The organism is Zobellella sp. An-6 (assembly GCF_052487945.1).
Map to the genome: position 1 here is coordinate 1143817 of NZ_CP199259.1, position 13316 is coordinate 1157132.

Here is a 13316-nt window from a genome sequence, read left to right on the forward strand (position 1 = left end):
TTTGTGGGGCGCATACTACCAAAAAGAATCGCTTTGTGAACCCCTTGGAGGCAATTAATTTACTAAATTAAAGGGACTTGCTGCCGATAACCGTTTAAATGCCTAATATTTGCACTTTTTATGCAGCCAGACATCTCCGCCAACCTGCTCGTCAATGACAGCCAACTCGGTGACCGCCTTAACCAGGCGGTCCACCAGGGGCGTCGTGAGGATTTCGGGCTGTTGCTGGCGTTGCTGTCGGACGACGCCCGGGACCTGCCCCGGCTGGAGGAGCCGGCGGACGAGCGGGGCGAACCCGACTGGCGGAAGCATTTCGATCTGCCGGCCCCCAATCCCTGCTATGCGGAAGCGGCCGACGTCATCCGGGCGCCCCAGTTGTCCGCCCTGGCCGGCGACCTGCGGCAGGACAGTCTGCGACTGCTGCTGGCGATGCGGGCAGAGCCGCTGCGGCCCGACAACCAGGCCTTGCCGGCGGAGGTCAGCGCCAACCTCAACCCCCGTACCATGGCCCGGCTGGACGGCGATCTCAAGGTTCGGCTGCCGGTGCAACCGGCGCGCATGCTCGAAGTGCTGGAAGCGGTCAAGGCGATGGCCTGACGCCGGTTTTGCGTGGTCGGCGGGAGCGCGACAAGGAGCGAATTTATGCGACCGGAACGCGGCGCCATGATCGGGATGGCCCATTGAAATGGACCTGCGGGACCGGGGTATTGGAGTTGTTGCCCAATCCCCAATCTCCTTGGTTCAGCCCCCGTGGGCCCGGCGACAGCCGTCGATGGCCGGTGCCAGCAGCTCCAGGGCCGTCTGCTCGCAGGGCGGCAGGGCGGCATCGGAGCGGGCCAGGGGCGTCACCCGTTCTCCCCAGCGGATCAGGCCGGCGCCCCAGGTCAGGCCGGCACCGAAGGCGGCGGTGAGCAGCAGGGCGCCGGGTTGGATGCGGCCCTGCTCCAGCGCTTCGCACAGGGCGATGGGCACGGTGGCGGCGGAGGTGTTCCCGTACTGGCAGATATTGACCATGACCTTGTCGTCCGGCAACGCCATCTTCCTGGCGAGGGTCTCGATGATGCGGATATTGGCCTGGTGGGGCAGCAGCAGATCGATGTCCTGCTCGCTCGCTCCGGCCTGCTCCAGCACGAAGGAAGCGGCATCCCCCATCCCTTTCACCGCCCGTTTGAAGATTTCCTTGCCCTCGAAATGGACTTCGAACAGGCCGTCCACATGCTCGAAACGGCGTCGGCTGGTACCGGAGTCGGGCACCGCCAGTATCTCCCTGGCTTGCGCATCGCAGCCCAGCTTGTCGGCGATGAGCCCGAGGGGGCTGTCATCGGCTTCCAGCACCACGGCGCCGGCACCGTCGCCGAACAACACGGCGGTGTCCCTTTGGGTCCAGTCCAGGTAATGGGTAAGTCGTTCGGCGCCGATCACCAGCACCCGTTGCATGCTGCCGGCCTTGATCAGGGCGCTGCCCACGCTCAGGCCGTAGATGAAGCCGGTACAGGCGGCGTTGATGTCGAACACGGCGGCCCGGCCGGCTCCCAGGGCCTGCTGCACCGCCGAGGCGGAGCTGGGCACCAGGCTGTCGGGGCTGGCGGTGGCCAGGATGATGGCGTCGAGCCGGTCGGCTTCCAGGCCGGCGGCGGCCAGGGCATGGCGGGCGGCGACCACGGCCAGGTCGGAGGTGTTGACGTGGGCGATACGGCGCGCCTTGATGCCGGTGCGGCTGTGGATCCAGTCGTCGGAGGTGTCGAGGAAGGTACTGAGATCGTCGTTACTCAGTACGGCGGGAGGCAGGCATTTGCCCCAACCGGTGATATTGGCATAACGCATAGCGGAACCATATAACGGTAAGAGAGGAATAGGGCCGATTATGCCCTAGCCACCCCGGGGTGTCATGTCATGGTAACAGGATTAGAGTATCGGCTCGGTCATGGTGCGGAGTGGACCGTCACAGCCGCCCCTGTCGTGCCAGACGCCTTTTGACCCAGGTGCGGTAGAGCCAGGACAGGCAGGGGCGGATCACCGGCAGGCCGATCAGCCAGGCCAGGGGCCTGAGCCGGGGGATCCTCTTCATCAGCAGGATATAGGCATCCAGCTCCGAGAAGACTTCCCCCTCCGCGGTTTGTATGTGCAGCTCCCGCAGCGCCTTCTGCGGGCTGATCCCCAGGCTCAGCAGCACGTCTTCCCGTCCGGTGATATCGAACCAGTAAATATCGTCATTCTCGGCGCCGGCCCAACGTTCGTAGCGGACCCTGTCCTTGACACAACTTTCGCAACTGCCATCGTAAAACACCACCAGTTGGTGGCGGGGCTTTTTTCCATCCATCAAGGCGCCCTCCTGGGCAATAAGCGCCGCGTCCATGCGGGCCTGTCGTTTAAGCGTAGCCGAATCAGGCCAGATATCTCTGCTCCAGATGCGACTTAAATGGCGCCGGGTCCAGGGCCTGGCCAGTGGCCTGTCTGATCAGGGTATCCGTTTCCAGCAGGCTGGCGTGCTGCCAGATGTGCTCTCGCAGCCAGCCGAAGACGGCGGGCAGATCCTCGGTGATCAGCCGTTCCAGCGGACCCAACTGCCGCTGCATGGCCGCCGCCTGCTGGGCGGCGTAGATGGCGCCCAGGGTATAGCTCGGAAAATAGCCGAAGCTGCCGTCGGTCCAGTGGATGTCCTGCAGGCAGCCGTCCTTGTGATTGTCCCGCGTGGACAGGCCGAGGTATTGCTGCATCAACTGATCCCAGCGTTCGGGCAGGTCCCGGGCTTCCATGCGGCCTTCGATCAGCTCCCGCTCTATCTCGTAGCGCAGCATCACATGGGCCGGATAGGTGACCTCGTCCGCGTCCACCCGAATGAGGCCGGGCATAACCCGGCTGTAGAGCCGGGCCAGGTTGTCCGGGGCGAAGGCTGGCTGGGCGCCGAAGTGCCGCTCCAGCAGGGGAGCCAGGCGGACGAGAAAGGCCGGGTGGCGTGCCAGCTGCATCTCGAAGAACAGGCTCTGGGACTCGTGCACGCCCATGGATCTGGCCTGGCCCGCCGGCAGCTTGCGCCAGGCCGCCGGCAGGCCCTGCTCGTAGCGGGCATGGCCGGTCTCGTGGATGATGCCCATCAGGGCCTGGGTGACGTCCTGCTCGTCGTAGCGGGTGGTGAGCCGGACGTCTTCGCCGACCCCGCCGCAGAAGGGGTGGGCGCTCACGTCCAGCCGGCCGTGAGCGAAGTCGAAGCCGAGCAGCGCCATGACCTCCAGTCCCAGCGCCTTTTGTTGGGCGATGGGGAAGGGGCCGGTGGGCACCCGTACCCGCTCATGGCGCTGTTTGTCCTGTACCTGCCGGATCAGGGCCGGCAACCAGCCACTGAGGTCGCCGAACAGGCTGTCGAGCTGTCGGCTGCGCATGCCGGGCTCATACTGCTCCAGCAGGCTGTCGTAGCGGGACAGGCCCAGCGCCTCGGCCCGGGCGGCGGCGGCCTGGCGAGACAGGTTGAGTACCTCCTCGAACAGGGGCAAAAAGCCGGCCCAGTCGTTGGCCGGGCGCAGGCTGCGCCAGGCATGCTCGCAGCGGGAGCCGGCGAGGGAACGCGCGCGGACCAGATCGGCCGGCAGCATGTTGGCGTCGCGCCAGGCCCGCCGCATTTCTCCCAGGCTGATATTCTGCTCCGGCGTCAGTGCTGCCTCCTCGGCGGCGGCGAGCCAGTCGGACAGGCGCTCGTCCTGCAGCTGGCGGTGGCAGAGCACCGCCAGGGTGCCCAGGGCTTCGGCCCTGGCTTCGTTGCCGCCTACCGGCATCATGGTGGCCTGATCCCAGCCGCAAATGGCGCCCAGGTGTTGCAGATGATGAAGTTGTTCGAAGTGCTCCACCAGCTTGGTGTAGGACATGACGGTTTTCCTTGTGAAGATTCAGCCGAGCCGGCTTTGATGACGCTCGCGGGTTTCCTGCTTGGCCCGCTCGCTCTTGCGCAGCAGCACATAAAGGCCGCCGCTGCCGCCGTGGGCGCGCAGGGTGCTGTGGCAGGCCAGCACCTCCGGCAATTGTGGTAGCCAGCCGGAAACGTAGCTTTTCAGCAGGGCCTGGGGCTGGCTGCGTTCCCCCTTGCCGTGCACCACCACCACGGAGCGAAGCTCCAGACGCAGGCAGTCGCGAATAAAGTCGAGCAGGGCGCGGCGGGCCTGCTCCACCGTATGGTTATGCAGGTCGAGACGGGCCTCGCAGGGATACTTGCCCAGCCGCAGTTTCCTGAATACGCCCTCCTGCACTCCGTCCTTCTTGTAGACCACGAGGTCGTCGGGTTTGAGCAGGGTAACGCTTTCCAGCGACAGATAAGGGCTGGCGGCGATCTGCGCCGTTTCGGCGGCGGCACGCCGGGCCCGCAGACTGTCGGCATCCTGGCCGGGGCGGGTAACGGAGACTCGGGTGTCCTGCCGGAGCGGGGTCAACCCCTCCAGCTCACCGAGAAAGGAAGACCATTCGGAAGCAGGCATGGCAGCGGCTCCTTAACAACAGGGATAGCCGCAGTATAAGCAAGTTGAGCAAAAGGGGAAACGGCAGACCCCGGGGGAGGAGGAGGTCGGGGCCCACCGTTGTTAAACCGTTACTATTCCTGGGGGGAGGCCTTCTTTACCTTGTAGATAAAGTAGCCGGCGTAGAAGCTGATCAGCAGCGTGGTGGCGATAATGACGAGCATGGACATCAAGCCGACATCGCTGCCAAACATCAAATCAAGCCAGAATTCCATCAGTCATCTCCTTGTCTCGGCGCTATGAGGTCATCTTAGCGGGCCGGCAGGGAGCCATGCTGATCCTGATCAATAAAGCGTCTTATCCTCGATTTTATTGAGGGTATAGCCGGCCTGCTCCAACAGGCTGAGCAGGCCGTGTTCACCGTAGAGGTGCAGGGCGCCCACCACCAGCAGCGCCTTGGGTGGATTCAGGCGGGCGAGCCGCTCCAGCCACAGCCGGTTGCGGGACAGCAACAGTTCCTGCTCGATGAAGGCCCTGAGCCCGGCGCCCGCCTCTTCTTGCAGGAGTGCCCGCAGGGCCGCTTCGTCCCCGCTGAGCCAGGTGTCGAGCAGCCGATCCAGGTGGCGTTGCATGTCCTTCAGTTCGTCCAGGGTATGGCGGACGAAGTCGGCTTCGAGCCGCCGCTCGGGCAGCGAGGCCAGCAGGCCGAAGACGGTGCTGGGCGACTCCAGGCCGGCGACCGGGATCTGCCGGGCCCGGGCACGGGCCAGCATCTGCATGTCCACCCCCTGCTCGCCGGCAAAGCCCAGGGCCATGGCCCTGGCCTGGGTCAGCTGCAGGGCGGCAAACCAGGGCGGGAGCGGCCTTAGCTGGGGCAAGCCGGCCAGTTCGACGGCGGCGTCGAGCTCGGCGGACAGGCCGGGACCCAGTCGTTCCGTCCAGTCGTCTCCGGTCGGCATGCGCAGAAAGGGGGCCAGCGCGGCGGGGGTGAGCTCGCCGGGATCCACTTCCAGCAGCAGCAGTTCGGTGTCGTCCAGCGCTTGCAGCAGTGCCGGCGGCAACTCGGCCAGTCGCTCGTCGGCGATATGGATGGAGCCGAACAGCCACAGCCGCTGCCCCTCCTTGCTGGCCGACCAGAGGGCCGGTGCGGCCAGGCTCTGGCCGCACCAGAGCCATAACAGTAACTGCCAGAAAATTTTCATGGGTCCCCGCTGTTTTGTCTGTCGGCTTTGATTATGATGCCGTGGTGGTTCTTCATTCTAGAAAAGGAAATGGTTATGCCTCATTTGCGTTTTCGCGGCCTGTCCCGGGAAACGGTAAAACAAGTCAGCAAGTCTCTGGTGGATACGCTGGCACCGCTGGCGGGCAGCCCCAAGGAGCATTTTACCCTGGAATTCATCCCCGCCGAGTTCGTGCAGCAGGGGCATGTGATCAACGGCTATCCTTTCGTCGAGGTGTTCTGGTTTGAGCGTCCCATCGAGGTGCAGGACCGGGTGGCCGCCGCCATCACCGAGGCCCTGCGGGCCAAGGTAGGGGAAGAGCTGGACATCGGCGTGGTCTTCACCCGGCTGGAAGGGCGTAACTATTACGAAAACGGCAGTCATTTCGGCTAATGGCATTACTCTGTGGTCACTCCCGCGCAGGCGGGAGTCCATGCGTGTCTGCAGACCCGGCGCCGTGGTCCGGGCTGGTGCACTCTGCCCTGGATGCCCGCCTTCGCGGGCATGACGGAGCTGGTGTCACTCCCGCGTTTTATGCCGTCACTCCCGCGCAGGCGGGAGTCCAGTGCAAACTGTCATGGTTCTCCGCCTTCGCGGAGAAGACGACAACTAAACAGCGGGCGTAAGGCAGCTGCGTCAGCCACCCGCCTTCAGCATCATCCGATCCAGCGCCCGGTCGCTCAACAGGCGGCGTAGCCAACTCATCATCAGGGTGGCCCGGGTTACCGGATAGCGGGTCTTGGGTCTGGCGCTGGTCAGGGCGTGCAGCAGCGGCGGCAGGCAGGCCTCCGCCGGCAGGCTGTAGCGGGAGCTGGGTCCGGGTTTTTCCAGCCTGGCAAGCGTTTGCCGGTAGCCTTGCCGGTGCCGGCTCTGCTCCGGATCGACATGGCGCAGGAAGGCGTCCCGGGCGTTGGCACGGAAGCGGGTCTCGATGGGGCCGGGTTCCAGCAGGCTGACATGCACCCCTGTGCCCGCAAGCTCCAGGCGCAGGGTGTCGGTGTAGCCTTCCAGGGCGAACTTGGTGGCGTTGTAGGCGCCCCGGAACTGCATGGCCACCAGTCCCAGCACCGAACTGTTCTGGATGATGCGCCCCTCGTCGGCGGCCAGCATCAGCGGCAATACCCGCCGGGTGAGATGATGGGTGCCGAACAGGTTGGTGTTGAACTGTTGCCGCAGGGCCTCGGTGGGCAGATCCTCGAGTGCGCCGGGCTGGCCATAGGCGCCATTGTTGAACAGGCCGTACAGGGTACCGCCGGTGAGTGCCAGGGCCTGCTCCAGGCCGGCATCGATGCTGCCTTCGTCGGCCAGATCCAGCAACACGGCCGCCAGCCCTTCTTCCTTCAGGCGTGCCACATCCTCCGCCTTGCGGGCGGAGGCGACGACCCTGAACCCCTGTTGATGAAGGTAGTGGGCGGCGCAATGGCCGATGCCGGACGAGCAGCCGGTGATCAGAACAGCTTTGGACATAAATGGCTCCTGAGTAATGAGGTCATTACTCTGCCGCTTGCGGCAAGCCGGTGCAAGAAAGGGATGAATAAAAACGCGACATGGCGCCCCCACCAGGACTCGAACCTGGATCGCCCGCTTAGGAGGCGGGTGCTCTATCCTGTTGAGCTATGAGAGCGTGCGGCGAGTATATATAACTCTGTCCGGGATGAGAACCGGGCGCCAGCGCGAATGCGCAGAAAATCGGCACCCGGTTCAGCGTTGGGTCAGGATATCACCCGGTCCCACCCGTACCTGTCGCGCCGCGCCGTCCGCCGGGATCAACAGGCTGTAGTCCGGATGGCTCTGGCTCACCACGAACTGGGCCTGGGCCGAGGTTTCGCTGTAGTAGCCGGGCTGCAGCTGACGGCGATGAACCAGGGTGAAGCGATCCCCCACCTGGATACCGGCCTGGCGGCCGAGATCCATCAGTATGCCTTCTTCCGACTGCTGCAATATGTTGCCCACCGCCTTCATGCACGACTGGGCCTGTACCAGATCCCGGGCGACGCGGGCGAGCAACTGGTCTACCGCCTGGCCGTAGGCGGACTGCCAGAAACCCTGTTCGTACACATCGACCTTGGCGTGTTTCTTGAAAGTCCAGGGCGACTGAGCCTGGTAGCGCTGTTGCAGCAGGGTTTCGCCGGTGAGGCCGTCTTCCAGGGTGACCGACAGTTGAAACTGGCGGGGCTGCTCCCTGAAGCGCCAATCCACCCAGTTGCCGTCGTTCATGCTGATGTCTTCGATGACGCCGCTCAGCAACAACCGGGATTGCTGCTGTCGGGCCAGGATGTCGCCGCCCTGGCGCAGGCCGGGGCTGCGTGGCAGCCGGGGGTCCGTGGTCAGTTGATGGGGCAACTGCGTCATAAGATTGACGCTGCTGCCGAGGCGTTGGGCCAGGCGTTGGGTGACCGCGTCGCCCAGCTCGTAGATCCGGCCTATCTGCCCCTGCTCGGGATGCGACAAGGGCAGGGTGCTCAGGGTGAGGCCCGGACGGTAACGGCCGACGCACTGGGGTTGCACGTCCTGGTTGGGCCAGATATCGGCCCTGACGGTCAGCCACAGCCGACCCTGGGCGCGGCGTTCGTTCAGGATCAGGTAGTCCATCAGTTCGCCCTGGGCGGCAATATCCAGCCGCTGGCCGGAAAACATGCCGTTGTTCACCGATTGTACCGTAGTGAGGGAGGCGCCGGCCTGCAGCAGGGTATCGGCCAGGGCCTGCTCCAGGGCCTGCTGGCGGGCGCTGTCCTCGCCCAGGCTGAGCGGGGCCGAGCCCTCGGCCTGATACCAGTCGGCCAGGCCGGTGAGCGGATGCAAGAATAACAGGGGCAAGATGAGGTGTCGCAGCACTGTGTGTTCCTGTATGAATGGGCGGACAGCCGTTAAAAAACATGCCTCACCGGCAACAATTGGCAAGGATTATGCAAAAATCCTGCCTGATGCCATCTTGACCATGATTAAAGTTTTCATCCACTGGGCCGATGAACTGTCCAGCGAGATGTTTGGGGAACCCGTTAATGACAAGAGCACTGTTGCTGCTGACCGCGTTGGGACTGTCGGCTTGTTCGGGGAGAGAGCAGCCGCGGTTCGACGGTCAGACTCATGTACTGCCCCATGAGCATGCTTCCCACCATATCAGCCAAAAGCCGCTGGGACCGGTACCGGCACCGGCCCGTTCGCCCCGGCACAGCCAGGACGGGGTGCCCATGCGCATGAGTGCCGGCAATCGCAGCGCCTACCTGCCCGCCGCCGGCCCCTCGCTGGTCGGTGGCCAGACTCAACTGCAACAGCACCTGTCGGCCCTGGCCTACCGCCTGGTGGCCAGTGCCCATGGCCTGGATGCCCAGTCCGGCATAGCGGTGAGTGGTTTCGTCAGTCAGGAAGACTATCGCTCCCAGGACGAATTCGGCCGGCTGGTGGCGGAGAGCATGATGTTCCAGCTAAACCAGTACGGCTTGCGGGTGGTTGATTTCAAGACCCTGCCTTTTATCCGCATTACCCCCCAGGGGGATGTCAGCACCAGCCGTGATTATCGCCAGTTGAGTTCCCGTATCGGTGCCCGTTACCTGCTTCAGGGCACCATCAGCGAGACCATGGGGGGACGCCTGGTCAACGCCCGGCTCCTGTCCATGGGGGACAACAGCCTGATAGCCGGCGCTCAGCAGTTCATTCCCGAATATCTGGTGGCTTCCATGCAGGAGGCCCGGGGACCCGCGGTGGTGATCACGCCGGAACAAAGGAGTCGTTATGCGAAGTAAACTCTGCGCCGTGCTGCTGCTGACCCTGACCGCGTGCAGCGGGTCCCAGGGTGGCCATGGCAACCAGGACGTGCCGGCCAGGAAGAACCATGTCTACGCGGTGGGCTATGCCCCCATCAGCCTGCAACAACCCGCCGACTACCAACAGAAGCTGCTCTATGCCATGCGGGCCTCCAAGCTCGATGCCTACCGGGAGCTGACCGAGCAGTTGAGCGGGGTGATGACCTCCAGCTCCAGCCAGCTGAACGGTCATGTGCTGCAGGATGGCACCGTCAGCAGCAGCAGCCGGGGCATAGTGCGGGGGGCCAGGGTGGTGAACAGCTACCCCGACGGCGACGTCTATGTCACCGAGCTGGAGCTGGATCTGGCGTTTTATCAGCGCCTGCGGCGGGGGCAGTGAGCGGTGGTGAGATAGTCCGGGAGCGGGGCTGAGCGGCCCCTCTCCGCGGTTCAGACCTTGAAGCCGGCACCCTTGTTGATGCCCTTGGTATGGCCTTTCTGGTCGTAGGTCATGCTCTGGCGTTCGTGCAGCCGGCTCAATATGTTGGTCAGCTGCCGGATGCCGGCGAGGGACTGCTCCAGCAGTTGCTCGGCCACCTGGTTTTTTTCCTGGCAACGATGGAGCAGCTCCCGGAGCTCGGTCACTGCTCCGGCGTGCCGGTGGCCGAGCTGGTCCCGGTCGGGGTGGCTGGCCAACTGGCCGTCGATGGCCTGGATCTCGAGCAGCAACGCTTCCTTGCGCTCGGTCAGCGGGGGCAGCTCCAGGGCCTTGCGTTTGACGATCAGCTCAAGCTCCTGGCCGGTGATTTCCAGCAGGAGCTCGAGCTGTGACTTTTGATGATTCAGCAGCGCATCAAGGGTCATCGATAGAGGGTCTCTATATCCTGTTCGAAGCGGGAAATGTTGGCGGCCAGGCGTTCGCTATCGACCTGGTAGCTGCCGTCGTTGATGGCCTTTTTCAATGCTTCCAGCCGGGCGCTGTTGTCCGGGAGCGGCGTCGTGGCCAGGGATTGCTGCATCTTGCTGAGACGCTGGGCTTCCGGGGTCAGGCTGACCGAGTCCTGGCCGACCGGGGGGGCGCCTTGCGGCTGCTTTTCACCGCCGGACCCCGAGGCCTTGAACTTGTTGCCACCCACCGGCTGGGCATTGCCGGCGAGGCCGGGGGATATTTTATCGATAGCCATAATACTGAAATCCTGATATCGCTGCTGCTTAGCCTGGGTATCGGCCACAGCAGCCATAACTTTAGCAGAAATTACAACCTGACCTGAACCTGGCCCGAGGCCGTGACCTGCGCCTGGATCTCGCGGCCGGAATTGATGTTGCGTATCCGTATGCTGTCGTTGAAGGAGCCGTCCTCCTGCGCCAGTCCTTCGGTTCGGATCATCAGGCCGCCCGACTGGGCCAGAATGGTGACCTTGTCTCCCTTGCAGACGACGCACAACTGACTGCCGAGCACCGGCTGGCCGGGACGCAGATCCCGCTTGCTACGGGTACCGATAAGCTCGTTGGGATTATTGAACACATCGCCACGCAACAACACTTCATCCTGGTAATCCAGGCTGAGGTGCTGTGCCTGCAACAGGGTGTTCCGGGCGATGGGCTCGGCGGCAATCACCACCGGCTTGAGGATCCTCACCCGAACCGGCACGAACAATTCCCACCCGGGTTGCTCGTGACATTGCAGATAAACATGGGTATTGCGCCGTATTTCACCGGCACCGCGGATGTCGGCGGTCAGTTTGCCCAGGCACTCGGTCAGGGGCAGGCGGGTGTCGATGCTGGCCGCGTTCACCTCGATCCTGTCACCTTCTTGTAAGGGCACCAGATCCCGTACATAGTCCTCGGCATAGAGGCGGACACCGTCGTGCAGGCTGCCCTGGGCCTGGACCGGCGGCAGGGCCAGGGCCAGAAAGGCAAGCCCGATCCCGGGCAGGGCCTTGCCCTTGGCCAGCGCTGCCAAGTGTGACCAGGCTTCTAAGAGCGGAAAAATTATCTTAAGCATCACTACCTCGTCGCCGATAAAGAACGTAAGCTGGCCACAGGTGGCGCTTCCCCCAGGGGGGTGTTAAGCTAACACGGCACAGATGCAAGCATAAAATATGCCATTGATAAAAATGGAGAGTGGGAATGGCAGGAATACTCGATTCGGTAAACCAAAGGACACAGCTGGTCGGTCAGAACCGGCTGGAGTTGCTCCTGTTCAAGCTGAATGGGCGTCAAAGATTTGGCATCAATGTGTTCAAGGTCAAGGAAGTATTGCAGTGCCCGGCCCTGACGGCCCTGCCCCAGCGCCACCCGGTGATCAAGGGCGTGGCCAATATCCGTGGCCAGACCATTTCCATTATCGATCTCAGCAAGGCGATGGGCAGCCGGCCCACCGAGCAAACCGAAAACTGTTTCGCCATCATCTCCGAATACAACCGTTCGGTGCAGGGCTTCCTGGTGAATTCCGTCGAGCGCATCATCAACGTCAACTGGGAATCCATACTGCCGCCGCCCAAGGGCGCGGGCCGCTTCAACTATATGACGGCGGTGACCGAGATCGACGGCGAGCTGGTGGAAATCCTCGACGTGGAAAAAATTCTGGATGAAATATCACCGGCCAACACCAAGGTGAACGCCGATATCGTCGAGCAGATCTCCCATCTGGATGCCGGCCATCACAAGCCCATATTGATCGCCGATGATTCCTCGGTTGCCCGTCGCCAGATCCAGCGGGCCATGGAAACCCTGGGGCTGGAATGCATCGTCACCGAAAACGGCAAGCTGGCCCTGAACAAGCTCCGGGAAATGGCCGCCAAGGGCGCCATCACCGAACAGTTGGCGATGGTGATTTCCGACGTCGAAATGCCGGAGATGGACGGCTATACCCTGACCGCCGAGATCCGCAACGATCCCAAGCTCAAGGATCTGCACGTGATACTGCACACCTCCCTGAGCGGGGTGTTCAATAAAGCCCTGGTGGAAAAAGTGGGGGCGAACAACTTTATCGCCAAGTTCCATCCCGATGAGTTGGCTTCTGCCGTTAAGAGTGCTCTGTGACGAGGCGTGAATTCTGCGGATGAAAACTTTCACCGACGAGCAATACCGGACATTCTGTCAGTTTCTCGAAGCCAATACCGGCATCGTCCTGGGTGACAGCAAGCAATACCTGGTGAAAAGCCGGTTATCGCCGCTGTTGACCCGCTTCCAGATAGAATCGCTCGGAGAACTCCTTACCCGGGCCATGTCGGTGCGGGAGCGGGAGCTGAAAACGGCGGTGATCGATGCCATGACCACCAATGAAACCCTGTGGTTCCGTGATGTCTATCCCTTTGCTCTGCTGGCCGAGCGCCTGTTTCCCGAACTGGCCAAGCCGGGCAAGAGCCTGAAAATCTGGTCGGCCGCCTGCTCTTCCGGGCAGGAGCCCTATTCCATCGCCATGACGGCGCTGGAATACCAGGCCCGGCGGCCGGGTTCCTTGCCGGGGCTGCAAATTCTTGCCACCGACATCTCCAGCAACATGCTGGAGCTGTGCAAGGCGGGGGTGTACGACAGCCTGTCCCTGGCGCGCGGCCTGTCGCTCGAACGGCGCGGCCAGTTCTTCACCCCCCTGGCCGACGGCAAGATGCAGTTGCAGCCCAGGGTGCGCAACATGGTCAATTTCCGCTCCTTCAACCTGCTCGACGGTTATGGGGCACTGGGCAAGTTCGACCTTATTTTTTGCCGTAACGTGCTGATTTACTTCTCTCCCGAGAACAAGTCCAAGATCCTCAACCAGTTCGCCGGCGCCCTTAACCCGGGGGGCTATCTGCTGTTGGGCGCCTCCGAGTCCCTGACCGGGCTGTCCGACAAGTTCGAGATGATCCGCTGCAGCCCGGGGATTATTTATCGTCTCAAATAACTCTGGCACATGGTTTGCTTGCTTT

General features: G+C 63.0%; 17 protein-coding genes and 1 tRNA gene. 6 read left to right on the forward strand and 12 right to left on the reverse strand.

What is annotated here, in order from left to right; all coding sequences use genetic code 11:
- Positions 1–120 precede the first annotated feature (120 nt).
- Complete coding sequence (locus ACT7DK_RS05220) at positions 121–597, forward strand: VC2046/SO_2500 family protein (RefSeq protein WP_445397004.1); 477 nt, start codon at positions 121–123, stop codon at positions 595–597.
- Positions 598–741: 144 nt separating this feature from the next.
- Here ACT7DK_RS05220 and ACT7DK_RS05225 read toward each other — a convergent pair whose 3' ends face one another.
- The 6 genes from ACT7DK_RS05225 to ACT7DK_RS05250 all read right to left on the reverse strand — a co-directional run bounded on the left by ACT7DK_RS05225 (position 742) and on the right by ACT7DK_RS05250 (position 5644).
- Positions 742–1824, reverse strand: a complete 1083-nt coding sequence (locus ACT7DK_RS05225; protein ID WP_445397006.1) for a ketoacyl-ACP synthase III — start codon at positions 1822–1824, stop codon at positions 742–744.
- Positions 1825–1942: 118 nt separating this feature from the next.
- Entirely contained in the window at positions 1943–2320 is a 378-nt protein-coding gene (locus ACT7DK_RS05230; RefSeq protein WP_445397008.1) for a thiol-disulfide oxidoreductase DCC family protein, read from the reverse strand.
- A gap of 64 nt (positions 2321–2384) precedes the next feature.
- Entirely contained in the window at positions 2385–3860 is a 1476-nt protein-coding gene (locus ACT7DK_RS05235; RefSeq protein WP_445397010.1) for a carboxypeptidase M32, read from the reverse strand.
- 21 nt (positions 3861–3881) lie between these two features.
- Positions 3882–4463 carry a DNA endonuclease SmrA gene (gene smrA / locus ACT7DK_RS05240; protein ID WP_445397012.1) on the reverse strand — a complete coding sequence of 194 codons (582 nt, stop codon included), beginning with the start codon at positions 4461–4463 and terminating at the stop codon, positions 3882–3884.
- A gap of 113 nt (positions 4464–4576) precedes the next feature.
- Positions 4577–4717 (reverse strand): DUF3149 domain-containing protein, encoded by a 141-nt coding sequence (locus ACT7DK_RS05245; RefSeq protein ID WP_445397014.1) that lies wholly within the window; start codon positions 4715–4717, stop codon positions 4577–4579.
- A 69-nt stretch (positions 4718–4786) separates the two neighbouring features.
- Positions 4787–5644: a TraB/GumN family protein gene (locus tag ACT7DK_RS05250; protein ID WP_445397016.1), complete on the reverse strand. Its 858-nt coding sequence runs from the start codon at positions 5642–5644 to the stop codon at positions 4787–4789.
- A 75-nt stretch (positions 5645–5719) separates the two neighbouring features.
- Between ACT7DK_RS05250 and ACT7DK_RS05255 the strand changes: the two genes are divergently transcribed.
- Positions 5720–6055, forward strand: a complete 336-nt coding sequence (locus tag ACT7DK_RS05255) for a DUF1904 family protein (RefSeq protein WP_445397018.1) — start codon at positions 5720–5722, stop codon at positions 6053–6055.
- Between the two features lie 243 nt (positions 6056–6298).
- On the opposite strand, the gene ACT7DK_RS05260 is transcribed toward ACT7DK_RS05255, so the two are convergent.
- From ACT7DK_RS05260 to ACT7DK_RS05270, 3 genes are all read right to left on the reverse strand, one after another.
- Positions 6299–7129 (reverse strand): SDR family oxidoreductase, encoded by an 831-nt coding sequence (locus ACT7DK_RS05260; protein WP_445397020.1) that lies wholly within the window; start codon positions 7127–7129, stop codon positions 6299–6301.
- Between the two features lie 81 nt (positions 7130–7210).
- Positions 7211–7286: transfer RNA gene (locus ACT7DK_RS05265), tRNA-Arg, on the reverse strand.
- 77 nt (positions 7287–7363) lie between these two features.
- A complete protein-coding gene (locus ACT7DK_RS05270; RefSeq protein ID WP_445397022.1) occupies positions 7364–8497 on the reverse strand; it encodes a flagellar assembly protein T N-terminal domain-containing protein in 1134 nt (377 codons plus the stop codon).
- Positions 8498–8664: 167 nt separating this feature from the next.
- On the opposite strand from ACT7DK_RS05270, the gene ACT7DK_RS05275 reads away from it, so the two are divergent.
- Complete coding sequence (locus ACT7DK_RS05275; protein ID WP_445397024.1) at positions 8665–9405, forward strand: FlgO family outer membrane protein; 741 nt, start codon at positions 8665–8667, stop codon at positions 9403–9405.
- On the forward strand, positions 9395–9805 hold the full coding sequence (locus ACT7DK_RS05280; RefSeq protein WP_445397026.1) for an LPP20 family lipoprotein: 411 nt from the start codon (positions 9395–9397) through the stop codon (positions 9803–9805). Before ACT7DK_RS05275 ends, ACT7DK_RS05280 begins: the two co-directional genes overlap by 11 nt.
- 50 nt (positions 9806–9855) lie before the next feature.
- Here ACT7DK_RS05280 and ACT7DK_RS05285 read toward each other — a convergent pair whose 3' ends face one another.
- The 3 genes from ACT7DK_RS05285 to flgA form a co-directional block, all read right to left on the reverse strand.
- On the reverse strand, positions 9856–10269 hold the full coding sequence (locus tag ACT7DK_RS05285; protein WP_445397028.1) for a flagella synthesis protein FlgN: 414 nt from the start codon (positions 10267–10269) through the stop codon (positions 9856–9858).
- The gene (gene flgM / locus ACT7DK_RS05290) at positions 10266–10589 is read right to left on the reverse strand and encodes a flagellar biosynthesis anti-sigma factor FlgM (protein ID WP_445397030.1); all 324 of its coding nucleotides are present in this window, start codon (positions 10587–10589) and stop codon (positions 10266–10268) included. Before flgM ends, ACT7DK_RS05285 begins: the two co-directional genes overlap by 4 nt.
- 71 nt (positions 10590–10660) lie before the next feature.
- The gene (gene flgA / locus ACT7DK_RS05295; protein ID WP_445397032.1) at positions 10661–11410 is read right to left on the reverse strand and encodes a flagellar basal body P-ring formation chaperone FlgA; all 750 of its coding nucleotides are present in this window, start codon (positions 11408–11410) and stop codon (positions 10661–10663) included.
- A 125-nt stretch (positions 11411–11535) separates the two neighbouring features.
- Here flgA and ACT7DK_RS05300 point away from each other — a divergent pair, with 125 nt between their 5' ends.
- Positions 11536–12450 carry a chemotaxis protein CheV gene (locus ACT7DK_RS05300; protein WP_445397034.1) on the forward strand — a complete coding sequence of 305 codons (915 nt, stop codon included), beginning with the start codon at positions 11536–11538 and terminating at the stop codon, positions 12448–12450.
- Between the two features lie 19 nt (positions 12451–12469).
- Positions 12470–13291, forward strand: a complete 822-nt coding sequence (locus tag ACT7DK_RS05305) for a CheR family methyltransferase (RefSeq protein WP_445397036.1) — start codon at positions 12470–12472, stop codon at positions 13289–13291.
- Positions 13292–13316 lie beyond the last annotated feature (25 nt).

Bases quoted from the DNA above. Each gene is read 5' to 3' on its own strand.
- ACT7DK_RS05220 (WP_445397004.1), top strand. From the start codon at position 121: ATGCAGCCAGACATCTCCGCCAACCTGCTCGTCAATGACAGCCAACTC.
- ACT7DK_RS05225 (WP_445397006.1), bottom strand. From the start codon at position 1,824: ATGCGTTATGCCAATATCACCGGTTGGGGCAAATGCCTGCCTCCCGCC.
- ACT7DK_RS05230 (WP_445397008.1), bottom strand. From the start codon at position 2,320: ATGGATGGAAAAAAGCCCCGCCACCAACTGGTGGTGTTTTACGATGGC.
- ACT7DK_RS05235 (WP_445397010.1), bottom strand. From the start codon at position 3,860: ATGTCCTACACCAAGCTGGTGGAGCACTTCGAACAACTTCATCATCTG.
- smrA (WP_445397012.1), bottom strand. From the start codon at position 4,463: ATGCCTGCTTCCGAATGGTCTTCCTTTCTCGGTGAGCTGGAGGGGTTG.
- ACT7DK_RS05245 (WP_445397014.1), bottom strand. From the start codon at position 4,717: ATGGAATTCTGGCTTGATTTGATGTTTGGCAGCGATGTCGGCTTGATG.
- ACT7DK_RS05250 (WP_445397016.1), bottom strand. From the start codon at position 5,644: ATGAAAATTTTCTGGCAGTTACTGTTATGGCTCTGGTGCGGCCAGAGC.
- ACT7DK_RS05255 (WP_445397018.1), top strand. From the start codon at position 5,720: ATGCCTCATTTGCGTTTTCGCGGCCTGTCCCGGGAAACGGTAAAACAA.
- ACT7DK_RS05260 (WP_445397020.1), bottom strand. From the start codon at position 7,129: ATGTCCAAAGCTGTTCTGATCACCGGCTGCTCGTCCGGCATCGGCCAT.
- ACT7DK_RS05275 (WP_445397024.1), top strand. From the start codon at position 8,665: ATGACAAGAGCACTGTTGCTGCTGACCGCGTTGGGACTGTCGGCTTGT.
- ACT7DK_RS05280 (WP_445397026.1), top strand. From the start codon at position 9,395: ATGCGAAGTAAACTCTGCGCCGTGCTGCTGCTGACCCTGACCGCGTGC.
- ACT7DK_RS05285 (WP_445397028.1), bottom strand. From the start codon at position 10,269: ATGACCCTTGATGCGCTGCTGAATCATCAAAAGTCACAGCTCGAGCTC.
- flgM (WP_445397030.1), bottom strand. From the start codon at position 10,589: ATGGCTATCGATAAAATATCCCCCGGCCTCGCCGGCAATGCCCAGCCG.
- flgA (WP_445397032.1), bottom strand. From the start codon at position 11,410: ATGCTTAAGATAATTTTTCCGCTCTTAGAAGCCTGGTCACACTTGGCA.
- ACT7DK_RS05300 (WP_445397034.1), top strand. From the start codon at position 11,536: ATGGCAGGAATACTCGATTCGGTAAACCAAAGGACACAGCTGGTCGGT.
- ACT7DK_RS05305 (WP_445397036.1), top strand. From the start codon at position 12,470: ATGAAAACTTTCACCGACGAGCAATACCGGACATTCTGTCAGTTTCTC.